The organism is Caulobacter sp., from assembly GCF_035254145.1.
Lineage (GTDB): Bacteria > Pseudomonadota > Alphaproteobacteria > Caulobacterales > Caulobacteraceae > Caulobacter.
This window is the reverse complement of the sequence record NZ_DATFAV010000091.1, coordinates 1-22,612: the sequence shown is the minus strand read 5'-3', so window position 1 is coordinate 22,612 and position 22,612 is coordinate 1. Positions and strand designations below refer to the sequence as shown.

The 22,612-nt window shown below is 69.6% G+C and carries 24 protein-coding genes and 1 pseudogene; 21 read left to right on the top strand and 4 right to left on the bottom strand.

Annotated elements, in window-relative coordinates; all coding sequences use genetic code 11:
* The 3 genes from VJ655_RS05205 to VJ655_RS05195 form a co-directional block, all read left to right on the top strand.
* On the top strand, positions 1–200 hold a 200-nt coding region (locus VJ655_RS05205), incomplete at its 5' end, for a hypothetical protein (protein WP_324110001.1).
* A gap of 271 nt (positions 201–471) precedes the next feature.
* On the top strand, positions 472–699 hold the full coding sequence (locus tag VJ655_RS05200; RefSeq protein WP_324110000.1) for a hypothetical protein: 228 nt from the start codon (positions 472–474) through the stop codon (positions 697–699).
* 184 nt (positions 700–883) lie between these two features.
* The gene (locus VJ655_RS05195) at positions 884–2,980 is read left to right on the top strand and encodes a TonB-dependent receptor (protein ID WP_324109999.1); all 2,097 of its coding nucleotides are present in this window, start codon (positions 884–886) and stop codon (positions 2,978–2,980) included.
* Positions 2,981–3,109: 129 nt separating this feature from the next.
* Here VJ655_RS05195 and pgi read toward each other — a convergent pair whose 3' ends face one another.
* Positions 3,110–4,729 carry a glucose-6-phosphate isomerase gene (pgi, locus tag VJ655_RS05190; protein WP_324109998.1) on the bottom strand — a complete coding sequence of 540 codons (1,620 nt, stop codon included), beginning with the start codon at positions 4,727–4,729 and terminating at the stop codon, positions 3,110–3,112.
* 201 nt (positions 4,730–4,930) lie between these two features.
* Here pgi and VJ655_RS05185 point away from each other — a divergent pair, with 201 nt between their 5' ends.
* A complete protein-coding gene (locus tag VJ655_RS05185; RefSeq protein WP_324109997.1) occupies positions 4,931–5,662 on the top strand; it encodes a DUF1353 domain-containing protein in 732 nt (243 codons plus the stop codon).
* A 3-nt stretch (positions 5,663–5,665) separates the two neighbouring features.
* Here VJ655_RS05185 and VJ655_RS05180 read toward each other — a convergent pair whose 3' ends face one another.
* The gene (locus tag VJ655_RS05180; RefSeq protein WP_324109996.1) at positions 5,666–6,016 is read right to left on the bottom strand and encodes a lysozyme inhibitor LprI family protein; all 351 of its coding nucleotides are present in this window, start codon (positions 6,014–6,016) and stop codon (positions 5,666–5,668) included.
* A 70-nt stretch (positions 6,017–6,086) separates the two neighbouring features.
* On the opposite strand from VJ655_RS05180, the gene VJ655_RS05175 reads away from it, so the two are divergent.
* The 5 genes from VJ655_RS05175 to VJ655_RS05155 all read left to right on the top strand — a co-directional run bounded on the left by VJ655_RS05175 (position 6,087) and on the right by VJ655_RS05155 (position 9,408).
* A complete protein-coding gene (locus tag VJ655_RS05175; protein ID WP_324110003.1) occupies positions 6,087–7,031 on the top strand; it encodes a fatty acid desaturase family protein in 945 nt (314 codons plus the stop codon).
* 24 nt (positions 7,032–7,055) lie between these two features.
* On the top strand, positions 7,056–7,730 hold the full coding sequence (locus tag VJ655_RS05170; RefSeq protein WP_324109995.1) for a methyltransferase: 675 nt from the start codon (positions 7,056–7,058) through the stop codon (positions 7,728–7,730).
* Positions 7,731–7,774: 44 nt separating this feature from the next.
* Positions 7,775–8,128 carry a VOC family protein gene (locus VJ655_RS05165; protein WP_324109994.1) on the top strand — a complete coding sequence of 118 codons (354 nt, stop codon included), beginning with the start codon at positions 7,775–7,777 and terminating at the stop codon, positions 8,126–8,128.
* A 56-nt stretch (positions 8,129–8,184) separates the two neighbouring features.
* Positions 8,185–8,721 (top strand): hypothetical protein, encoded by a 537-nt coding sequence (locus tag VJ655_RS05160; protein WP_324109993.1) that lies wholly within the window; start codon positions 8,185–8,187, stop codon positions 8,719–8,721.
* Positions 8,722–8,904: 183 nt separating this feature from the next.
* A complete protein-coding gene (locus VJ655_RS05155; protein ID WP_324109992.1) occupies positions 8,905–9,408 on the top strand; it encodes a YkgJ family cysteine cluster protein in 504 nt (167 codons plus the stop codon).
* 100 nt (positions 9,409–9,508) lie between these two features.
* Here VJ655_RS05155 and VJ655_RS05150 read toward each other — a convergent pair whose 3' ends face one another.
* Positions 9,509–10,369 carry an NAD(P)H-binding protein gene (locus VJ655_RS05150; RefSeq protein ID WP_324109991.1) on the bottom strand — a complete coding sequence of 287 codons (861 nt, stop codon included), beginning with the start codon at positions 10,367–10,369 and terminating at the stop codon, positions 9,509–9,511.
* 124 nt (positions 10,370–10,493) lie between these two features.
* Here VJ655_RS05150 and VJ655_RS05145 point away from each other — a divergent pair, with 124 nt between their 5' ends.
* Positions 10,494–11,333 (top strand): aldo/keto reductase, encoded by an 840-nt coding sequence (locus VJ655_RS05145; RefSeq protein ID WP_324109990.1) that lies wholly within the window; start codon positions 10,494–10,496, stop codon positions 11,331–11,333.
* Positions 11,334–11,336: 3 nt separating this feature from the next.
* Here the strand turns inward: VJ655_RS05145 and VJ655_RS05140 are convergent, their stop codons facing one another.
* Complete coding sequence (locus tag VJ655_RS05140; RefSeq protein ID WP_324109989.1) at positions 11,337–12,086, bottom strand: SDR family oxidoreductase; 750 nt, start codon at positions 12,084–12,086, stop codon at positions 11,337–11,339.
* A gap of 67 nt (positions 12,087–12,153) precedes the next feature.
* Between VJ655_RS05140 and VJ655_RS05135 the strand changes: the two genes are divergently transcribed.
* The 11 genes and pseudogenes from VJ655_RS05135 to VJ655_RS05085 all read left to right on the top strand — a co-directional run.
* Complete coding sequence (locus VJ655_RS05135; protein ID WP_324109988.1) at positions 12,154–13,221, top strand: AraC family transcriptional regulator; 1,068 nt, start codon at positions 12,154–12,156, stop codon at positions 13,219–13,221.
* A gap of 128 nt (positions 13,222–13,349) precedes the next feature.
* On the top strand, positions 13,350–14,624 hold the full coding sequence (locus VJ655_RS05130; RefSeq protein WP_324109987.1) for a glutamate-5-semialdehyde dehydrogenase: 1,275 nt from the start codon (positions 13,350–13,352) through the stop codon (positions 14,622–14,624).
* Positions 14,590–15,273 (top strand): nicotinate-nucleotide adenylyltransferase, encoded by a 684-nt coding sequence (locus tag VJ655_RS05125; protein WP_324109986.1) that lies wholly within the window; start codon positions 14,590–14,592, stop codon positions 15,271–15,273. The genes VJ655_RS05130 and VJ655_RS05125 overlap by 35 nt, the downstream gene beginning before the upstream one ends.
* 122 nt (positions 15,274–15,395) lie before the next feature.
* Positions 15,396–15,827 carry a ribosome silencing factor gene (gene rsfS / locus VJ655_RS05120; RefSeq protein WP_324110002.1) on the top strand — a complete coding sequence of 144 codons (432 nt, stop codon included), beginning with the start codon at positions 15,396–15,398 and terminating at the stop codon, positions 15,825–15,827.
* Between the two features lie 60 nt (positions 15,828–15,887).
* Positions 15,888–16,352: a 23S rRNA (pseudouridine(1915)-N(3))-methyltransferase RlmH gene (gene rlmH, locus VJ655_RS05115; RefSeq protein ID WP_324109985.1), complete on the top strand. Its 465-nt coding sequence runs from the start codon at positions 15,888–15,890 to the stop codon at positions 16,350–16,352.
* Positions 16,353–16,368: 16 nt separating this feature from the next.
* Complete coding sequence (locus tag VJ655_RS05110) at positions 16,369–17,430, top strand: murein hydrolase activator EnvC family protein (RefSeq protein WP_324109984.1); 1,062 nt, start codon at positions 16,369–16,371, stop codon at positions 17,428–17,430.
* Positions 17,431–17,626: 196 nt separating this feature from the next.
* Positions 17,627–19,018 (top strand): S41 family peptidase, encoded by a 1,392-nt coding sequence (locus VJ655_RS05105; protein WP_324109983.1) that lies wholly within the window; start codon positions 17,627–17,629, stop codon positions 19,016–19,018.
* A gap of 151 nt (positions 19,019–19,169) precedes the next feature.
* Entirely contained in the window at positions 19,170–20,345 is a 1,176-nt protein-coding gene (locus VJ655_RS05100; RefSeq protein WP_324109982.1) for a divergent polysaccharide deacetylase family protein, read from the top strand.
* A 22-nt stretch (positions 20,346–20,367) separates the two neighbouring features.
* Entirely contained in the window at positions 20,368–20,856 is a 489-nt protein-coding gene (locus VJ655_RS05095) for an RNA pyrophosphohydrolase (protein WP_324109981.1), read from the top strand.
* Between the two features lie 29 nt (positions 20,857–20,885).
* A complete protein-coding gene (locus VJ655_RS05090) occupies positions 20,886–22,445 on the top strand; it encodes an alpha/beta hydrolase (protein WP_324109980.1) in 1,560 nt (519 codons plus the stop codon).
* A 62-nt stretch (positions 22,446–22,507) separates the two neighbouring features.
* Positions 22,508–22,612: pseudogene (locus VJ655_RS05085) on the top strand (alpha/beta hydrolase); the annotation flags it as partial.

Below are 22,612 nucleotides of genomic sequence, written 5' to 3'. Positions count from 1 at the left end.
AGACCGCCCCCCATACTTGTCCTCGCCCCACCGCGGGGGAGGCCGTCCAGCTGGCGACCGAACGGGCGGTGGGGGCGGTCGAGCGGGTGGCGTCCCGATCGGCGTCGCGGGGCCCGGCGGGCCTCGGCGAGGGCGACAGCTCCGGATGGGGCGGCTCCTCCGCCGAGGTCGGGCCGGGGGCCATGCTCGCGACGCCCTGAACGACGCGCCAGGCGCGGGCTGAAATCGCCCGCGCGGTCCGGGAGGGTCGCTTTCCTCCCGCCCGCCGGTGGCCTCTCGTCGGGAGCGGGTTAAGACCCCGCGCCCCGAAGGCTTCCGCATCGACGACCGCGCGGAGCGCTCGGTTCACGTCGAAACGGTACTCCAAACTCAAACTCCGGGCGCGGCCCGGACGCTCCGCCGCCTCCCCAGCCCGCCGGCTTTTCCGGCGGAAGACCGTCGCCTCGTGTCCAAGCCCCATGGAGCCCTTCGATGTCCAAGCACAGACCCCCGGCCTCGCCGACCTCACCCCTGAGCGGGCTCGACACCGGCGCGATCACCGCCGACAGCACGGTCGAGGCCATCCGCGCCGAGCGCATGCGGGTCGCGAAGGAGCTGCTGCGCCGGAAGGAATACGAATATCTGCAGGTCTTGCGGGCCCAGCTGGACGAGACGCCGTCCCTTCCCGCGCCGCACGCCGCGCCGGCGAACGAGGGCTGATCCGGGCCAGGCCTCTACACGAAGTCTTAAGACTTCCAGCCAGGCCCACGAGACTTATCCACAGATGCGCCTGGTATAAACATGAACGACCTGTAATCTATCGGAGAAGTAACCTACATTTCAGCCTTGTAACTTGAGATGAAGTTGAGTGGCGGTCACAGCTTTCCTCGTGAGGGGAAACAGTATGACCAAGACCGCGCTTCTGGCGACCACCGCCACCGTATTGCTCGCCGCCGCCGCGGGCTCGGCCCAGGCCGGCGAGACGGGCAAGCCCGCCGACCAGTCGGCCGCCGTGACGCCGGTCCCCACGGGGCCGACCAGCCAGGCCCCGCTGGACGACACGGCCCAGCGCGGGGTGCTGGTCTTCACCCCCGACTTCTTCGCCGCCCAGCGCCCGAACACGGCGCTCGACATGGTCGACCGGGTGCCGGGCTTCGACGTCGACGACGGCTCGGGCGCGCGCGGCTTCGAGGGCGCGGTCGGCAACATCCTGATCAACGGCAGCCGTCCGGCCTCGAAGAACGACACCGGCTCCAACGTGCTGGGGCGCACCCCGGCCGACCGCGTCGAGCGCGTCGAGCTGATCCGCGGCGGGGCGCCGGGCGTCGACATGCAGGGCTACGCGGTGATCGTGAACGTCGTGCTGAAGAAGGGCGTCAGCCATCAGTCGATCGCCACCTGGAACGCGGTGATGTTCGACGGCGGCCACGACGTCTATGGCGGCACCTACCAGTTCACCGCCACCAACGGCGATCGTAGCTGGGGCGTGATGCTCAGCGACGGCACCTCGACCAGCGACTCCAACGGCGCGGGGACCAATGTCCGCCACGACGGGACGGGCAAGCTGCTCCGCAGCGAGACCTATCTGAACGACGGCTGGGGCGGCGGGCGCTCGATCCGCGGCAACTTCTCGGGCCCGGTCCTGGGCGGCAAGCTGGAGGCCACGGCCCGTTTCGGCGTGCACGACTGGCAGGAATGGCAGGAGCTGAGCTCACCGATCGCCTTCCGCCGCAGCGCCTATGACGAGGAGAGCCACTCGGGCGAGCTGGGCCTGACCTACACCCGGCCGCTGGCCCCGCGCTGGAACCTGGAGACCCGGCTGATCCACTCGTTCGAGAACTTCGACAACGTCTCGACCGGCGACGAGACCCTGAACGGCGCCAAGAGCCCGCAGCAGCGGTTCGTCGCCGACGGGGACGACTCCGAGTCGATCCTGCGCGGCCTGGTGCGCCACGAATATTCGCCGGCCCTGACGCTCGAGGCCGGCGGCGAGGGCGCCTACAACATGCTGGACGTGCGCCAAGCCTACAGTGTCGGCGGCGTGGGCGTGCATCTGCCCAGCGCCTCGGTCAAGGTCGAGGAGCTGCGCGGCGAGGCCTTCGCCAAGGCGACCTGGCGGGTCAATCCGAAGCTGACCCTGGAAGGCGGGCTGCGGGCCGAGACCTCGACCCTAAAGCAGTCGGGCGACGCCTCGAACAAGAAGAGCTTCTTCTATCTGAAGCCCCGCTTCCTGGCGACCTGGACGCCCAAGGCCAGCCACCAGGTGCGCTTCCGTTTCGAGCGGGAGCTGGGCCAGCTGGACTTCGAGGACTTCGCCGCCTCGTCGGACCTGGACGACGAGACCGTCTATGGCGGCAATGTCGATCTGAAGCCCGAGCAGCGCTGGATCTCGGAACTGACCTATGAGCGCCGCTTCTGGGGCGAGGGCGTGGTCTCGATCGGCTATCGCCACGACGAGATCATCGGGGTGATCGACCGCCTGCCGCTGCCCGGCGGCCTGTCGGCGACCGGCAATATCGGCGACGCGACCCTGGACCGGCTGTCGGTCAACATCGTGGTCCCGACCGACCGGCTGGGGATCAAGGGCGGCCGCTTCACCTTCAAGAACGACTGGAACGAGACCCACGTGAAGGACCCGACGACCGGCCGCGACCGGCCGATCAGCAAGGTCCGCCCGACCCAGGCCAATATCGGCTTCCAGCAGGACATCGTGAAGTACAAGACCCAGTGGGGGATCAACTGGCTGCCGCTGCTGGGTCAGGGCACCTACGACGTCGACCAGACCAACGTCTGGCGCGGGTCGGGCTATTACGAGGCCTTCGCCGAGTACAAGCCGACCCCGACCCTGGCGATCCGTTGGCAGCTGAACCTCTGGGACGACTACACCATCCGCCGCACGGTGTTCGCCAACCGCGGCCCGGACCGCGCCGTGGCCTTCGTCGAGGACCGCGACATCAATCCCAACACCTTCGTTCAGATGCGGGTGAGGAAGACGTTCTAAGGCCCCCTTCCCCCTTGATGGGGGAAGGGCCGGGGATGGGGGTGACTGTTGAGCTGGACACGGGGCGCTGCATCGACCGCCGCATCACCCCCACCCCTGCCCCTCCCCCATCAAGGGGGAGGGATCGCGTTATTTCTTGAGCCGCGCGATCAGATCCGCCGTCGACGGATCATGGTCGCCGGCGGCGGCGCTCTCCAGTTCGGGCAGGATGCGATTGGCCATCACCTTGCCCAGCTCGACGCCCCATTGGTCGAAGGAATTGATCCCCCAGATCACGCCTTCGACGAAGGTCTTGTGCTCGTAGAGGGCGATCAGGGCGCCGAAGGTCTCGGGCGTCAGGCGCTCCAGCAAGAGCAGGGTCGAGGGCCGGTTTCCGGCGAAGGTCCGCTGCGGGGCCAGGGTGGCGATCTCGGTCTCGGAAACGCCCTTGGCCTGGAGCTCGGCGACGACGTCCTGCGTGCTCCGCCCGACCATGAAGGCCTCGGCCTGGGCCAAGAGGTTCGACAGCAGCTTCTCGTGCATGCCGGCCGGACCTTCGTCCGACTTGGCGATCCCGATCAGCTCCATCGGCGTGATGTCGGTCCCCTGGTGCATGCACTGGAAATAGGCGTGCTGGACGTTGGTCCCCTCGTCGCCGAACACCACCGTGGCCGTGCCATGCCGGACCGGCCGGCCGTCTGGACCGACCGACTTGCCGTTGCTCTCCATCTCCAGCTGCTGGAGGAACGAGGCCAGGCGACGCAGGCGGTGCGAATAGGGCACGACCGAGCGGGCCCGGCGGTCCAGGCCGTTGCGGTTGAAGATCTGGGCCAGGGCGACCAGCACCGGGGCGTTCTTCTCCAGCGGCGCGGCGCGGAAGTGCGCGTCCATCGCCGTCCCGCCGCGCAGGAAGGCCTCGAACACGTCCCAGCCGCAGGCGACCGCCACCGACAGGCTGACCGACGACCACAGCGAATAGCGGCCGCCGACCCAGTCCCAGAAGCCGAACACCCGATCGTCCGGCACGCCGAAGGCGGCGGTCTTGTCGAGCGCGGTCGAGATGGCGGCCAAGTGCTGGTTGGCGCCGGCCTCGCCCAGGGCGTCGGCCAGCCAGCCGCGGGCGGCGGTGGCGTTGGCCAGGGTCTCCTGGGTCGTGAAGGTCTTGGAGACGACGATGACCAGGGTCTCTTCCGGATCCATGTCGGCCGTGGTCAGGGCGAACTCGGCGCCGTCGACATTGGCCACGAAGCGCAGGTCGATGGACGGCCTGATCGGCCGCAGGGCGTCCCACAGCAGGCGGGGGCCCAGGTCGCTGCCGCCGATGCCGATGTGCAGGATGGCCTTGAACGGCTTGCCCGTCGCGCCCTTGATGGCGCCGGAGCGGACGGCCTCGGCGAAGGCCTTCATCCGCTGGCGAACGGCCTCGACCTCGGCCATGACCGGCTGGCCCAGCGCCTTGAAGTCGGCGTCGGCGGGCGCGCGCAGCGCCGTGTGCAGCACCGCCCGGCCCTCGGACGAGTTGATCGCCTCGCCGGCGAACATGCGGTCACGGGCGGCCTCGACGCCGGCGGCGTGCGCCAGGTCCAGGGCCGTCTCCAAACCGGCCTCGTCCCAGGCCTGCTTCGACAAATCGAGGCGCAGGCCGGCCACGTCCAGGGTCAGAGCGTCCAGACGATCCGGCTCGGCGTCGAAGAACTCGACGATGCGCTTTTCGCCGGCGGCCTTGGCGGCGGCGACCAGGCGGGTCCAGGCGGCGTCGATATCGGCCATGCGCGGATGTCCTTAAACTTTGAGGGATCGAGGTTCGCGCAAGGGCTTACCAAACAGGCGCCGCCGCGTCATGGCGGACCAATCACGTTTTTTGCCACGAGGGGCCGGAAGAGGCGTCGCGGCCGAAACTTCGCCATTGTCGCTTGCTACGCGCCGGTCCGGCGATCAGAAGGTCGCACGGTTTCCGCTTCCGCAGTCGTGATGTCCCGTTTCAAGTCCCTCGCCGCCCTCGCCGGCTCCAGCCTGATCCTCGCCGCCTGCGCGACGCAGACCAGCACCACCGTCTTCGTGCCGGTCGTGGCGCCTACGCCGCCCAGCTCGTTGACGCCGCAGCCGATCATGCTGTTCAACCAGACCAAGGACGGCCGCAAGCTGTTCACCCTGGACGCCGAGTTCCCCTATTGCGACGTCGAGACCGGCAAGGTGATCGTGGTGCCGCGCTGGTACGTCACCGACTTCGCCAGCGTGCCCTGGTACGGTCAGGGCTTCGTCGACCCGCAGGGGCCGACCGCCCGGGCGGCCATCGTCCACGACTGGCTCTACACCATCGGCGAGCCGGGCAAGCGCGAGGAGGCCGACGCCATCTTCCTGCGGGCGATGGTCAAGTACGGCGTGACCCCGTTCCAGGCCAATATCGCCTACAAGGCTGTGCGCCTGGGCGGCGAAAAGGGCTACGGCCTGCCGACCGACTGGCGCTTCGTCGACCCCAAGCGCCAGGACCTGGTCCAGCCCGCCCCCTTTCCCAAGCCGCGCGCCGGGGCGGTTCGCTACCTGCCCAAATGCCAAGGCTTCGGCGCCCTGATCCAGAGCGGCTGGCGCGCCTATCCGATCAAGACCGCGCCGATCGTCGCTCCCCCGCCGGTCGTCGTGACCAAGACGCCGCTCGACCAGGTCAAGGCCCGGCTACCGTTCGGCCAGGACAAGAAGAAGTAGCCGTCAGAACGGCCCCTGGCGGTAGACGCGATCCATCACCTGGTTCAGCTGCGCCAGCCGGCGATCGTAGCTGCGCGCCAGGCAGGCGCGGTTCGCGCCGCAGGCGTGGCGGTCCTTCAGCCAGGTCCGCTGGTCGTCCATGATCGCGCCCCGCCCGCCCATCGGCACGAGATGGCGGGTGATGCCGTATAGCTGGTCGACGCGGACGTCCTGGTCGTTCAGCGCCCGGTCGGCGCAGATCGCCTTCTCGTCGGCGGTCCGCGCCTTGCGGCAGTCGAAGCTGGCGGCGGCGGCCGGCAGGGCCAGGGCGACGCAGACAGCGGTCAGGGCCAGGGCGGGGATCAGGCGGCGCATGGGGGCTCCGTGAAAATGTGACGTCGGGTCATCCTGTCGGGGTGAAGCTGAATGTGCGATGATCCGTTCCATGGCCGTCGCAGCGCGCGTTAAACCGCAGGACCTGTTCACGCCCGAGGAATGGACGCGGATTTCCGCGCGCTCGTCCTGGCGCGGGATCGCCATGGTCGCCCACGCCTGGATCGTGATCCTCGCCGCCGGCGCCCTGTTCGTGCTGTTCCCGAACCCGCTGACCTACGTCCTGGCCGTGATGCTGATCGGCGCCCGGCAGCTGGGCCTGGCCATCCTGATGCACGAGGCCGCGCACGGTGGACTGCATCCGAACCTCAAGGTCAACGACTGGCTAGGCGAGTGGCTGTGCGCCGCGCCGATCGGCGCCTCGCTGGCCAGCTACCGGCCCTATCACCTGACGCACCACAAGTACGCCCAGCAGGCCGAGGATCCGGACCTGGTGCTCTCGGCGCCCTTCCCGACCACCCGCGCCTCGCTACGCCGGAAGATGATCCGCGACCTGACCGGCCAGACCTTCTTCAAGCAGCGCTTCGGTCCCTTGCTGGGCAAGGCGAAGGCCGGCCAGCCGAAGGGCGCGATCTTCGCCGGCGAGGTGGCGCGGCAGAAGTCGTTCCTGCTTTGGAACCTCGGCCTGCTGATCGTGCTGAGCGCGGCGGGCCTGTGGTGGGCGTGGCTGGCGCTATGGATCGTGCCGATGGCCACGTGGTTCCCGCTGGTCACCCGACTTCGCAATATCGCCGAGCACGCCCTGGTGGCGCGGGACGAGCCCGACCCGTTCCGCCACGCCCGCACCACCCAGGCCAACATCCTCGAGCGCGCCCTGATCGCGCCCTACCACGTCAATTTCCACGCCGAGCACCACATGTTCATGCACACCCCGTGCTGGAACCTGCCGCTGGCGCACCGGCTGCTGGAGAAAAAGGGCCTGACCGACGGCATGCTTACCGCGCCGGGCTATCTGTCGGTGCTGAAGGCCGCGTCGAGCAAACCGGTCGCGGCCTGACACCGTGCGTGCTCTAAGGCGCGCATGATCGTCCAGACTCTGGAAGGCCGCAGGGCCTTCATCCGTGAGAACACCCGCCTGCAGACCCCGCCGCACACGCCGGAGCTGTCGCTGCATCTGGCCGATGAGATCACGCCGATCTGGAAGCTGACCGAGGAGGCGCTGGAAAAGATCGGCCTGCCGCCGCCGTTCTGGGCCTTCGCCTGGGCGGGCGGCCAAGCCCTGGCGCGCTATGTCCTCGACCACCCCGAGATCGTCGCCGGCAAGCGGGTGATCGACTTCGCCTCGGGCTCGGGCATCGTCGCCATCGCGGCGATGAAGGCCGGCGCGAAAAGCGTGCTGGCGGCCGATATCGACGTCTTCTGCGAAGCGGCCATAAGCCTGAACGCCCAGGCCAACGGCGTCGAGGTCGGCTTCACCGACGTCAATCTGCTGGACGCCCCGCCGCCGATCGGTCCTCCATCTGGCGCCGACGTCCTGCTGGCCGGCGACATCTGCTACGAGAAGCCCATGGCCGAGGCGGTGATGGACTGGTTGCGCCAAGGACGGGCCGGCGGCGCCGGCGTGCTGATTGGCGATCCGGGCCGCACCTATTTCCGCAAGGACGACCTGATGAAGTTGGCCGAGTACCAGGTCGAGACCACGCGCGAGCTCGAGGACTTCGCCGTCAAGCGAACCAGCGTCTGGACTCTGCCGTGAGCGGCTTCTAGAACAAACAAGGAACGAAACGACAGGAGGGCGCCATGCGCGAAGACGGCAAGATCGACTATATCGAATGGCCCGGCGGCGACCTGCCGGCGACCAAGGCCTTCTATTCGGCCGCCTTCGGCTGGAGCTTCGTCGACTACGGGCCCGACTACGTCGCGTTCGAAGGCCAGGGCGCCGATGGCGGCTTCGCCAAGCCGCAGGAAGGCGCGACCGACCGTCCGCTGGTCATCCTCTACGCCCACGACCTGGAAGCCATGCTCGACAAGGTCGTCAAGGCCGGCGGCGTGATCACCGCCCCGATCTTCAGCTTCCCGGGCGGTCGCCGCTTCCACTTCACCGATCCGTCGGGCAACGAACTGGGCGTGTGGAGCGCGGCGGACGCGGAATAGGCGGGACGCGATGCGATTCGCCGTTAAACGGACGCGTCGGATTCGCGGGGAATGATATGCGCGCCTTCAGCTTGAGCGTCCTGTTCGTGGTCATGGCCGGAGCGGCCTGGGCCGAGGATCCGCCGCCCGCCCCCATCCCCGCCCAGGTCGGGGCCCTGGAAGGCTGCTGGCGCGGCGCGGGCGAGGTGATGGGCAAGCCCGTCGAGATCGTCCTCTCGGCGCGACCGGTCGCCCTCGGTACGATGCTGACGGTGGACGTCGATAGCCGGGCCAAGGCCGATCCGGCCGACCGCTACGCCGCCCACCTGGTCTTCGCGGGCCGGGGCCCGGCGCCCAAGGACGGGCCGGCCACTGGCGTCTCGGGCTTCTGGGCCGATAGCTTCGGCGGCGACTTCACAGCCGTCGGCCAGGGCGCGGCCCAGCCGGGCGGGTTCGACATCGCTTACGCCTATCCCGACGCCAGCTTCGTCAATCGCTGGCGGCTGGAGGGGACCAAGCTGTCCTGGACCATCGTCGCCAGGTCCGGCGCCAAGGAAGAGCCCTTTGCTCGCTACGACCTGGGCCGCGCCGCCTGCCCCGCGCCTCTGGGCTAGGACGGATCGACATTCAAAGTAGCGGTTGAATTCAATAGTTCGCCTTCCTGGGCCTTGTGCCCAGGAAGGCAGGAATTGTACGCCGCCTTGAACGTCGATCCGTCGTAGCGCCCCCGCATCAAACCGTCACACAGCCTCGCTAACGTCCGCCTCCTGACGATCGGGCCCGACGGGACGGGGACTATGGGCGAGAAAAGCTGCGGCGCGTGCGGCCTGTGCTGCAAGGTCCTGGCGATCGAGGCGCTGGACAAGGCCGATGGCGTCTGGTGCGGCCACTTCAAGAAGGGCGGCGGCTGCGGCTTCTACGAGCATAGGCCGGCGGCCTGCCGGGGCTTCCACTGCCTGTGGCTGACCTCGGACCGGCTCGGCGACGAATGGCGTCCCGACAAGGCCGGCTTCGTCATGTATTCGGACCGCGACGACAAACGGCTGAACGTGGTCGTCGATCCGGGCAAGCCGACCGCCTGGCGGCGCGAGCCGTACTATTCCTACATCAAGGCGATGTCGCGCCGGGCGCTTGAGGGCTATGAGCTGGTGGTCTGCGTCGGCGACCGCCGGACGGTGGTCTTCCCCAGCGAGGAGATCGACCTGGGCGTCCTGCCGCCCGACCGCAAGCTGGTCAGCGGCTATGTCGAACAGGACGGCGCCCTGACGCCGTTCGCCATGGTGCTGGCCGACGCGGACTAGAGCATTTCACGACCTGACTGCGTCAGGCCGTGAGCTCTAGTCTTTTGTTTTAGCGCATTTTTCTTCACGCGAACCGGGACCACTTCGCTCAAAAAATGCTCTAGAAGCGCGGATGGAAGGCCCTCGGCGCCCATCCGAAATCCCGGACCGCCTCGGAAGAATCGAACGCCAAGTCCTGGCCCATCCGGACCCCCATGGCCGCGGTCGCGCCCGGATAGAACGGCTTGGCCAGCCGCATCAGCAGGGCGAACAGCCACGTCGGCATCGGCAGGCTGCGCGGCGTCCTGCCCAGCCCCTCGAACACCCGGTCGACCATCGCGCGATAGGTCAGGGTCTCGCCGCCCACCAGATTGTAGGCCCGGTCGCGGGTCGTCGGCGCGTGAGCCGCCGCCACGGCGCCCCGGGCGAGATCGGCCGCATGGACCGGCTGGCGCAGCCCCTCGCCCTTGCCCGACAACGGCATGACGTGGAACCGCTCCACCAGGCGGGCGATGCGGCTGACGTTCTCGTCATGGCCTTCGTCATAGATCAAGGTCGGGCGCAGGATGGTCCAGGCGACGCCATTCTCGACGCACCAGGCCTCGACGGCCGCCTCCGCCCCCGCCAGGGCCTGCGCCACCGCCCGCTCGCCGGCGTCCGGAGAGTCGGTCTTGGTGAACCGGCTGGTCGAGGAGAAGGCGATCAGCCGCTCCATGCCCCGCGCCTTCAAGGTCGGCAGGGCGGCGGGAAGCAGCCAGATCGGCGACAACGAGAACACCGTGGCCGCCGGCGGCAAGTGACTGGAAATATCGGGGTCCCTCAGATCGCCGTCGATCCAGCAGGCGTCGCCCGCCGGCGGCTGGCGGCTGACGGCGAAGGGGTCCAGATCGTCGGCCTTCAGCCGCTCCAGCAGGTGACCGCCGATCAGGCTGGTCGCGCCGAGCACCAGGACAGGCGTCTTCAGGGGGTTCTCGGAATCCATGCCCCTCATATAGTCCTGCTCCGAAAGGCTTGCCCATGATCTATGACGAGGCCCGCGTTCGGGCCAAGGTGGCGCCGGCCCAGAGCCCTTTCTTATCCGCCTGACCGCTCTTTCGGAGTTCTCGATGTCCAAGCTTGTCCCCGCCGTCCGTTCCGGCGACGTCCTGATCCCCGCCCTCGGCTTCGGCACCTGGCAGCTGGAGAACGGAACGGCCGTCCCGCTGGTCGAGAAGGCGCTGGAGGTGGGCTACCGCCACATCGACACCGCCCAGATCTACGGCAATGAACGCGACGTCGGCGCGGGCATCAGGAACAGCGGGGTCAAGCGCGACGAGATCTTCCTGACCACCAAGGTCTGGATCGACAAGTTCGCCGATGGCGACCTGCAGCGCTCGGCCGAAAAGAGCCTCGAGCGGCTGGGCGTCGACCACGTCGACCTCCTGCTGCTCCACTGGCCCAAGCCGGAAGTGCCTTTGGCCGAGACCCTGAACGCCTTGAACGAGGTCCGTTCGCGCGGCTGGACCCGGGCCATCGGCCTGTCGAACTTCCCCTCGGCCCTGCTGGAGGAGGCCGTCCGGCTGTCCGACGCGCCGATCGCCACCGACCAGGTCGAGTACCATCCCTATCTGTCGCTGAAGACCCTGAAGGCCAAAGCCGACGAGCTGGGCGTCTCGATCACCGCCTGGTCGCCCCTGGCCCAGGGCAAGGTCGCCGAGGACCCGGTGCTGATCGACATCGGCCGCGCCCATGGCAAGACGCCGGGCCAGGTCACCCTGCGCTGGATCATCCAGCAGGGGATCATCGCCATCCCGCGCACCAGCAATCCGAAGCGCGTCGAGGAGAATTTCGACATCCTCGACTTCGAGCTGTCCGACAAGGAGATGACGGAGATCCACACCTTGGCCCGGCCCGACGGCCGCATCGGCGACTGGCTGGACAAGGCCTATCGCTGGGACGCGGAGTAGCGATCAGCCTCCGCCCTGGGCCGCGAGCGCCACGGCGTCGGCGCCAGCCGGGATGATCATCGGGCAGGCGGGATCGGTGGCCGCCCGCCACACCGCCTCGACGACGTCGCGCGAATGGGTGACCTCGGTCGACTGCGCCCAGCGGGCGAACACCTGCTGGGCGAGGTCCGCATAGGCCTCGGGGACGCCGTTCGGCAGCCGGGCGCGGGCGTTCTCGCTGAACGCGGTCTCGGGCGCGCGGCCCGGCAGCACGACGCGCACCCGCACGCCGAACGGCTCCAGCTCCAGCGCCAGCGACGTCGAGAAGGCGTTCACCGCCGCCTTGCTGCCCGTATAGACCGACAGCAGGTGCAGCGGCTTCTGGGTGACGCTGGACGAGACGTTGACGATCACGCCCGCGCGACGCTCTCGGAACTGCGGCAGCACCGCCTGGGTCATGGCGATCACGCCCAGGACGTTGGTCTCGAACACCGCCCGGGCGTCCTCCATCCGCACGCCTTCCACGGCGTTCAGCAGGCCAATCCCGGCGTTGTTGACCAGTACGTCGATGGGTCCGGCGGCCGCGATCGCCTGGCGGATGCTGTCGGCGTCGGTGACGTCCAGCGCCAGCACCTTGAGGCGATCGGAGGCCGGCAGCAGATCCTCGCGCGGCGCGCGCATGGTGGCCACGACGTTCCAGCCGCGGGCCAGGAAGTCGCGGGCGATGTCCAGGCCGAAGCCGGACGAGCACCCAGTGATCAGGACGGTTTGCATGGAAGGGCTCCTGCCGATCGTGTTGCGATGACAGGGTAGCTAGGCGGCCGGAGCCGGACCCGCTACGATGTTTCGTCCGCATGACATCAGCGAAAGTCCGGATGTGAACGACCCCGCCGCCGTCGACCCGTTGACCGAAGTCGTCACCCTGCTGCGGCCGGGCGCGCCCTTCGCCAAGGTGGTCGGGGCCGCCGGTCGCTGGCGGGTGCGCCGCGAGGACGCCGGGCGGCCGTCCTATCGGGTCGTGCTGGAGGGCAGCTGCCTGCTGACCCTGGACGGCGAGGCGCCGATCACCCTGCACGCGGGCGACTTCGTGCTGATCCCCGCCACCTATCACCACACCACCACCAGCCTGGAACCGCCGCCGCCCCACGTCGCCACCTCCTGGCCGGCGATCCAGCCCGACGGCGCCTTCAAGATCGGCGAAGGCCCAGCCACCGTGCGGATGCTGATCGGCTGTTGCGACTTCGGCTCGCCCGACGCGGCCCTTCTGGTCTCGCTGCTACCGAGGCTGGTCCTGGTCCGTGGCGAGGCGCGGCTGGCCGCCCTGGTGCAACTGGTCGGCGACGAAGCCCGCGCCCAGCGCCCGGCCCGGGATCTCGTCGTCGAACGCCTGCTGGAGGTGATGCTGATCGAGGCCCTGCGCGCCACGGGCGGATCGGCCCCGACAGCCGGCCTGGTCCGCGGTCTCGCCGACGAGCGGCTGGCCGTCGCCCTGCGGCTGATGCACCAGGCGCCGTCGCACGCCTGGTCGGTCGCCGAGCTGGCCAAGCGGACGGCCTTGTCGCGCTCGGTGTTCTTCGAGCGCTTCAAGAGCGCCGTCGGGGTCACGCCGATGGACTATCTGCTGAACTGGCGCATGGCTCTGGCCAAGACCCTGCTGAGGCGCGACGCCCTTTCCGTGGCCCAGGTCGCCGCGCGCGTCGGCTACCGTTCGGCCGCCACCTTCAGCATGGCCTTCACGCGCCACGCGGGCCTCTCGCCCGGCCGCTACGCCCGTGCGTCGGAGGCGATCGCCGAGCCGGGTACCGATCTCGACGCGACGCGGCCAGGCTTGGTCGCCGCCCCCCAACGCCAGCCAAACTCTCTCCGTTTTCAGACGAAGTCGGTTTCATCCCGCCCTGAAAGCGCCTAGAGCCTGTCCTCCGGTCAGGCTCCAGTTTCTTGCCTGGAGCGCGTTTGGCGGCGAAACCGCTTACACTTTCGCCTAACGCGCTCTAGGTAAGTCTCAACCTGAGCATAACCTTGCGGGGACGGACGAACATGGACGACGCGGGCGTGAGCTTGCAGGCGACGATGGCGGACATGGGCCGGATGGCCCGCGAGGGCGCGCGCGCCCTGCGTCTGGCCACGCCAGAGCAGCGCACCGCCGCCATCCGCGCCATGGCCGCCGAAGTCCGCGCGGCCGCGCCCGCCATCCTGGCCGCCAACGCCCAGGACCTGGCCCGCGCGGAGGCCAATGGCGTCTCGGGCCCGATGCTGGACCGCCTTGCCCTGGACGAAAAGCGCCTAGAAGGCGTCGCCGCCGGAGTCGAGGCCGTCGCCGACATCGCTGATCCGCTGGGCGTGGCGACCTCGCGCTGGACGCGCCCCAACGGCCTGGACATCAGCCGCGTGCGCACCCCGATCGGCGTGATCGCCATGATCTACGAGAGCCGTCCCAACGTCACCGCCGACGCCGCGGCCCTGTGCGTGCGCTCCGGCAATGCCGTGATCCTGCGCGGCGGGTCGGAATGCATCGCCTCCAACCTCGCGATCCACGCGGCGATCGAACGTGGCCTGCTGGCCGCCGGCCTGCCCGCCAGCGCCGTCCAGGCGGTGAGGACGCCGGACCGCGCGGCCGTGGGCATGATCCTACAAGGGCTCGACCGCTCGATCGACCTGATCATCCCGCGCGGAGGCAAGAGCCTGGTCGCCCGGGTGCAGGCCGAGGCCCGCGCCCCGGTGCTGGGCCACCTGGAAGGCCTGAACCACGTGTTCGTCCACGCGGCCGCCGATCCGAAGAAGGCCGTCGACATCGTCGTCAACGCCAAGCTGCGCCGCGTGTCGGTCTGCGGCGCGGCCGAGACCCTGCTGGTCGACAAGGCCGCCGCCGAGACGCTGCTGCCGCCGATCGCCGACGCGCTTCTCGCGGCCGGCTGCGAGCTGCGCGGCGACGCCGCCGCCCGCGCCATCGTCCCGGCCATGAAGGCCGCGACCGCGGAGGACTGGACCACCGAATATCTAGCGCCGATCCTGGCCGTGGCCGTGGTCGATGGCGTCGAGGGCGCGGCCGAGCACATCGCCGCCTTCGGCTCGGGCCACACCGACGCGATCGTCACCGAGGACACGGCGGCCGCCGACGCCTTCGTGGCGGCGGTCGACAGCGCCATCGTGCTGGTCAACGCCTCGACCCAGTTCGCCGACGGCGGCGAATTCGGCTTCGGGGCCGAGATCGGCATCGCCACCGACAAGCTTCACGCCCGCGGTCCGGTAGGGGCCGAGCAGCTGACGACGTTCAAATATGTGGTTCGCGGGACCGGCCAGACTCGTCCCTGAGGCCGGCCGGCCCAACGCCCAGCGCCTCGGGTTCCACCTGGAGCCCGGGATGCGCGTCGGCCTGTTCGGCGGCAGCTTCAACCCGGCGCACGAGGGTCATGCCCACGTGGCCGAGACGGCCATGCGCCGCCTGGAGCTGGACCGCGTCATCTGGCTGGTCTCGCCGCAGAATCCGCTGAAATCGGCCCACGAAACCCGCCCGCTGGCCGAGCGCATGGCGCAGGCCCGCCGCTGGGCGCGCGGCTCGGGGATGATCGTCTCCGACGCCGAGACCCGCCTGGGCTCGCAATACACCATCGACACCCTGCGGGTGCTGCGGGCGCGCTTTCCGGGCGTGAAGTTCGTCTGGGTGATGGGCGCCGACAGCCTGGCGACCTTCCACCGCTGGCGCGGCTGGACCCAAATCATGCGGGAGGTTCCGGTCGCGGTGATCTCGCGCCCCTGGATCGCGCTGAAGGCCCGCACCTCTCCGGCGGCCCGCCGCTTCGCCTTCGCCCGCTGGCCCGCCAGCGCCGCGGCGACCCTGCCCGACGCCACCGCGCCCGCCTGGGTCTACCTGACCGGCCCGCTGAATTTCGCGTCCTCGACGGCGATGCGGGCGAGGCAAAGGGAAGAGTCGACCGCCATGCGAGTCCGGAAAAAGGGCTAGCTTGGCCGCGGATCAAACGATCCCGACCGGGGCGAAAACGACGCGCTGAACGCGACCCCTCACTTTTCGCCCAATTCCGTGCTAAGAGGGGCGTCCACAGCGACCCCATAAGGAGCAATACGCTGCGTAGCGACCCCGCGCAAAGTGCGCATGAAGGCCCGGCCGGCGCCGAGTCCTCACCTGAATCCCCGGGCCTGAGTTCGCCCCTCGACGTGAAGGCGCTGGAGCGCCTGATCCTGACCCGCCTCGACGACGACAAGGCCCAGGACATCGTCCACATCGACCTGGCCGACAAAAGTTCGGTGGCCGACAGCCTGATCGTGGCGTCGGGCCGTTCGCACCGTCACGTCGGCGCGCTGGCCGACCACATCCTGCGGGCGCTGAAGGAAAACGGCTTCGGCAAGGCGCGGGTCGAAGGCCTGCCGCACTGCGACTGGGTGCTGATCGACGCCGGTGACGTCGTGGTCCACCTGTTCCGTCCCGAAGTGCGCGCCTTCTACAACATCGAGAAGATCTGGGCGGTCGACGCCCCGCACCGTACGGCCGCGAACTGATCTCTCGCGCTCGGCCGCTGTCTCGTGGAGAGATGGCGGCCTCGAGCGCTTCAACCCCCGATGAAGATCACCATCCTCACCGTCGGAAAGCTTGGCCGCATGGTCGAGGCGCAGCTGGCCCTGGACTATGTGTCCCGCGCCACAGCGTCCGGCCGCGCCCTGGCGCTGGGTCCCGTCGAGATCGTAGAAGTCGAGGCGAGGAAGCCCGGCAAGGCCGCCGAGGCCGAGGTGCTGCGCCCGCACCTGGACGGCGCCCACGTCATCGCCTGCGACGAACACGGCAAGGTCCGCAAGAGCCGCGACTTCGCCGACCACCTGGCCCGGCTGCGCGACGACGGAACCCGACGCGTGGTGTTCCTGATCGGCGGGGCCGACGGCCTGGATCCGTCCATCCTGGCGACCGCCAACGAGACCATGGCCTTCGGGCCTCAGACTTGGCCGCACGCCCTGGCCCGGGCCATGCTGGCCGAACAGATCTATCGCGCCGCCACCATCCTGTCGGGCTCGCCCTATCACCGGGATTAGGGCACTAAGAGCGCCCATGCTTCGCCGTCCTTCGCGTCTCGTGTTCGCGCTCGCCGCCCTGGCCCTCGCCGTCCCCACGGCCGTGGTCGCCTGGCAGAGCGTCGACCGCGCCTATGAGGCCCAGCGCGCCAAGGATCGCCAGAACGCCGCCGACACCCGCCGCGAGATCGAGGACCTGCGGGCCGAGCTGGATCGCCTGGACCACGCCCGCATCACCGCCGGCGTCGATGTCGACGCCAAGCGCGCCCGACTTGAGGCGCTGAACGCCCGCGAACGCGCCATCCTGGCCGACCTGGGCGTCAACCGGCAGCGGCTGTCGCTGCTGCTGTCGGCGCTGCAGCTGTTCCGTCGCGATCCGCCTCCGGCCTTGCTGGTCTCGCCGGACAACGCCCGCGACGCGGTGCGGGCGGCGATCCTGATCCGCGCCATGACCCCCGACCTGCAAAGGCGGGCCGAGGCCTACGCCCGCCAGGCGACCGCTGTCGGAACCCTGCGCCGCGAGGCGGCCGCCGCCTCGGCCGAGCTGTTCACCGCCGAAAGCGTCGTGGCCGACCGCAAGGGCGAGATCGAGCGGCTAATCATCGAGAAGACCCAGCTGGAGCGCGCCTACGCCCAGGAAGCCCTCGCCCAGGAGAGCGAACTGCGAACCCTGGGGGCCCTGACCGATGGCCTGGGGCGCGTGGAGCCGACCGGGCCGCTGCACCTGCGCAGCCCGGCCGCGGGGGCGATCGTGCGGCGCTTTGGCCAGGAGATGCCGGCCGGCGGCAAGGCGTCCGGCCTGACCCTGCGCGTTGACAAGGGCCTGACCGTCGCCGCGCCCGCCGCCGGAACGGTTGAATACGCCGGCGCGCTGAACGGCTGGGGCGCGGTGCTGATCCTGCGCTCACAGGGCGCCTATCACCTGGTGCTGGCGGGCCTGGACCAGATTACGGCGGCGCCCGGACAATCTGTCGCGGCCGGCGCCCCCATCGGAAAGATGCCGGAGCATGTATCTTCCGATCCGGAACTCTATCTAGAGGTTCGGGAGAACGGCGAGCCGGCCGATCCGGAACGCTGGCTCAAACAGGAGTCGCGGTAGACGGCTTTTTCAGTAATGCTGGCCGTAATTTCACCTACGACCACTGCTAGAGCCTGTCGGGTTCGGATATTCCATCGGAACCCGATAGACAGGCTCTAGATCCAAGGTTGGAGCGCGCCTAGCGCGCTCTAGGGTTGGACGGGCTAAAACAATGGAAAGCGGCGCCGCGCGCCGCTAGGGAGCCTTCTGGGCCTTAATGCGCAAGTACCTGCTCATCGGAGTTTCGGCCTTTGTCCTCGGCGCCGGGGCCATGGCCTATGTCAGCCCCATCGCTCAGGCGAACAACGCCCCCAAGACCAAGACCTACAAGATGCTGGAGCTGTTCGGCGACGTGCTCGGCACGGTCGAGGACCAGTACGTCACCGAGGTCGACGACAAGAAGCTGATCGAGGCGGCCCTCGACGGCATGCTGACCAGTCTTGATCCGCACTCTGGCTACCTGTCCCCCGACAGCTACGAGGACATGCAGGACACCACCCGCGGCGAATACGGCGGCCTGGGCCTGGAAGTCACCAGCGAGGACGGCGTGGTCAAGGTGATCTCGCCGATGGACGGCACGCCCGCCTCGCGCGCCGGCGTCCAGGCCGGCGACTACATCACCGCCGTCAACGGCCAGAGCGTGCTGGGCCTGACCGTCACCGAGGCGGTCAAGCAGATGCGCGGTCAGCCCGGCGAGCCGGTCACCCTGACCATCGCCCGCGACAAGAACGATCCGTTCGACGTCAAGCTCGTGCGCGAGGTGATCAAGCCCAAGGCCGCCATCGCCCGCATGGAAGGCGACTACGGCTATGTTCGCCTGCCCGGGTTCAACGAGAAGGCCACCGAGGCCCTGACGGCCTCGATCAACGACCTGAAGTCCAAGAATCCGAAGATGAAGGGCCTGATCCTCGACCTCCGGAATAACCCGGGCGGCCTGCTCGACCAGGCGGTCGGCGTCGCCGACGTGTTCCTGGACGGTGGCGAGGTGGTCAGCCAGCGCGGCCGCGATCCGCGCAACATCCAGCGCTACAACGCCAAGGCCGGCGACCTGCTGAACGGCCTGCCCATGGTGGTGCTGATCAACCAGGGTTCTGCCTCGGCGGCGGAAATCGTCGCCGGCGCCTTGCAGGATCGCCACCGCGCCGAGCTTGTCGGCCTGACCAGCTTCGGCAAGGGTTCGGTTCAGACCGTGATCCCGCTGCGCGGCGGCGCCGATGGGGCCCTGAAGCTGACGACGGCGCGCTACTTCACGCCGTCGGGCCGCTCGATCCAGAAGACCGGCATCGCTCCGGACCTCGAGGTCGCCCAGACCCGCGACCAGGCCCAGGACATCGCCAACCGCGTCTGGTTCAGCGAGGCCAGCTTCAAGAACGCGCTGAACGCCGACGAGGGCAAGACCCGCCAAGGCGTCCACACCCCGGCCGAGGCCCCGCCCACCGGCTTCGACGACAAGAAGGACGACTTCCAGCTGCAGCGCGCCATCGCCGTGCTTAAGGCCGGCGGCGTGGCCAACACGCCCAAGCTGCCCAAGCCGGCGGCGAAGGTCGCCGAGGTCACCGCCAAGGCGGCCGCGGCGGCTGGCAAAGGTCCGCCGACCTCGAACAAGTAGGCGAGCCGGGGACCCGGAACGTTCGCGCCGCCCCGAGCGATTGGGGCGGCGCTTTTCGGAGGGCGTGCGGCCTCGCGCCACATCTCCGTGGGGCGTCGGCCACATCTTGTTAACCCTATGTTCGGCCCTGCCCCCCTAGCCTAAGAGGGTCATGGCCGTCACCTTTTCGCGCAAGCCCGCCTATGCCGCCGCCGCGCCCGCTCCGGGCGGGTCGAGCGACCTGCGCGCCAGGCTGTTGAGCGCCATGGGCAACCCCTATATCGGCGCCGGCGGCGCGGCCTGCCTGTTCCTCGCCTCCCTTGCCACGCTGGTGCTGGTGACCAGCGACCCGCACGCGGGGACGCCCGTCGTTCGCCTGGAGCTGACCAAGATCGGCGCGACCAAGAACCCGCCGGAAGGCTGGCGCGAGGCCCTGGTCGCGGAGGGCGAGCACGAGGTCGGCCTGACGCCTGCTCCACTGAACCTCTCGCGCAATCCCTTCCTTTCGCCGACCGCCGACGAAATCGCGCCCGCCGAAAGCCAGCAGGTCCCGCCGCCGATTCAGCAGGGCCCTGGCCTGGCCCAGGCGCCCATCGCCGGCCTGACCGCGCCCGGCCCCGGCGGCGCGCCCCTGCCGATCATCGCCGCCGATGGCCGCACCGCCGCCGACGCCTATGCCCGCCCCTTCACGCCGAACGGACGCCCCAAGGTGTCCATCGTCATCGGCGGCCTGGGTCTCAACCCCCAGACCACGCGCGCGGCGATCGAGACCCTGCCGGGCGAGGTCACCCTGTCCTTCGCGCCCTATGCCGAGGGGCTGCAGGGCTGGATCGACCTGGCCCGCGCCCACGGCCACGAAGTGCTGCTGGAGACGCCAATGGAGCCGGCGGACTATCCGGCCAACGACCCTGGCCCCTACACCCTGATCGCCGCCAACCGGCCCGAGGACACCGTCCGCAAGCTGGAATGGCTGATGTCGCGGGCCACCGGCTATTTCGGCCTGTCGAACTATCTGGGCGCGCGGTTCGTCGACAACGACCAGGCCATGGCCACCTTCAACACCGTGCTCAAGGCGCGCGGCCTGGCCTTCGTCGACGATGGATTGGCGGCTCGCCGCGCTGGCCCGATCCCGCGCGTCTCGGCCGACCGCGTGATCGACGACGAGCTGTCGGCCAGCGCCATCGACGCCCAGTTGGGCGCCCTTGAGAACGGCGCGACCGCGCGCGGCCAGTCGCTGGGTTCGGGGTTCGCCTATCCGGTGACGATCAACCAGGTGCGGGTGTGGTCCGCCGGCCTGCAGGCGCGCGGTCTGCAATTGGCCCCGGCCTCGGCCCTCGCCCATCGCTGAGGCCTGTGGAATAAGGCCCGGCATGACCGAGCTCGACCATCCCCAGCATCGCCCGAACGTCGGCGTCGTCCTGTTCCATCCGGACGGCCGCGTCTGGCTGGGCCGGCGCAACAGGCAGGCGCCGCCCTATGACTGGCAGTTCCCGCAAGGCGGCGTCGACGAGGGCGAGGACCTGGAGGCCGCCGCCCGCCGCGAGCTGGCCGAGGAGACCGGCGTCACCTCCGTCGAGCTGCTTGGACGCACGCAGGGCTGGATCACCTACGACTTCCCTCCCGAGGTGCTGGCCGACCCCAGGCAGTCACGGGGCTGGCAAGGACAAAAGCAGGTCTGGTTCGCCTATCGCTTCATCGGCGACGACTCGGAGATCGATCTGGAGGCGGACGACCACGTCGAGTTCGACGCCTGGCGATGGGGCAGGCTCGACGAAGCACCCGAACTGATCGTACCCTTCAAGCGCGGGGTCTACGAAGCTGTGGTCGCCGCGTTCAAGGGGTTTGCGCGGGGCGTCTGATCTCTTTCCGCCGCGCGGGGGAGAACGGTATGGCGAGTACGGTTTTATTGATCCACGGCTACGGGTGCGCGGGGGACGTCTGGGGCCCCGTCGCTGCCAGGCTGCGAGCCGAAGGTTATCGCGTCGTGGCCCCGACCATCCGGTCGGCGGTGCGGACGGTCGACGGCCCGCGCGCGGGTCTCGTCGGCCTGACCCTGGCCGACTATGTCGCCGAGATGAGCGCCCTGGCCCAGACCCTCGCCAAGGAGACCGGCGAAAAGCCGATCGTGATCGGTCACTCCATGGGAGGACTGATCGCCCAGAAGGTCGCCGAGGCGGGCCACGCGGCGAGCCTGGCGCTGTTCGCCCCGGCCTCCCCGGCCGACGCGCGCGGCAAGCCCAAGCTGACCCCACTGTTCACCTTCCTGAACCTGGCCCTGGCCGGCAAGCCGGAAACCAAGGCCGGCAAGATGTGGAAGCCGGGCTTCAAGTTCGGCGTGGCCAACGTCGTGCCGCCCGCGCGCCACGACGATCTCTACGCCAAGATGGTCTATGACAGCGGCCAAGTGCTGGCCGACCTGGCATGGCCCGCAAAGGATCCGAACAAGGCCGCCTATGTCGACGCCAGCAAGGTCACCGTGCCGGTGCTGGTGATGGCCGGCGCCCTGGATCGCACGACACCCGTCGAGGACGTGCGTCTCGTCGGCAAGAAGTACGCCGGCGCCGAGTACCGAGAATATCCCAACAACGCCCATTATCTCATAGATGAGCCGAACACGATGAAGATCCTCGACGACCTGATCGCCTGGCTGGGCGGCAAGAAACCGACGCCGGCCCCCGCGCCCGCGCCACAGCCCGCCAAGGCCGCCGCGCCGGCGCCCGAACCGGTTAAGCCGGCCGAGCCCGCTCCGGCGCCGACGCCCGCGCCTGCGCCGGTCGCGGCCGCGCCCGCCCCGGCGCCCGTGAAAGCGCCAGCGCCACCCCCCGAGCCCGTGAAGGCGGCCGAACCGGCCGTCGCTCCGGCTCCGGCGCCCGCCCCGGCTCCGGTCGCCGCCGCGCCGACGCCCGCTCCCGCTTCGGCTCCGAAGGCCGCCGCAAAGCCCAAGGCGGCCCCGAAGGCCGCTCCGAAGGCCAAGGCAGCCGCCAAGCCGGCGGCCAAGGCTCCCGCCGCCGCCAAGGCCGCGCCCGCGCCCAAGAAGGCCGCGGCTCCCGCCAAGGCCCCTGCCGCCAAGACGCCGGCCAAGCCAGCCGCCAAGGCCGCCGCCGCGCCGAAGACGGCAGCGCCCAAGGCCGCGAGCAAGCCGGTCGCCAAGCCGGCGGTTGCGACCGCGGCGAAGGCGGCCCCGAAGGCCAAGGCCGCGCCCGTCGCCAAACCGGCCGCGAAGCCGGCCTCGAAACCCGCGGCGAAGGTCGCCGCGCCCAAGACGACGGCGCCCAAGGCGGCTCCGGCCAAGGCCGCCGCCCCGAAAGCGGCTCCCGCCAAGGCCGCTGCGCCGAAGGCCGCCGCCAAACCGAAGGTCGCGGCCAAGCCGGCCACGCCGGCCAAGGCCCCCGCCGCCAAGAAGACTGCGACAAAGGCGCCCGCCAAAACCTCGCCCAAGTCGAAGTAGACCGTGTAGGCTAGCCCCGCCGGCCGCTTCGCCGGCGGGGTACAGTCGGGTTCAAGGCGTTCATGCGCGCACCGGTCATCATGGTCCACGGAGCCTTCTGCGGCGGCTGGACCTTCGACGCTTTTCGCGCGCCCTTCGAGGCGGCCGGGCATGAGGTGACGACGCCG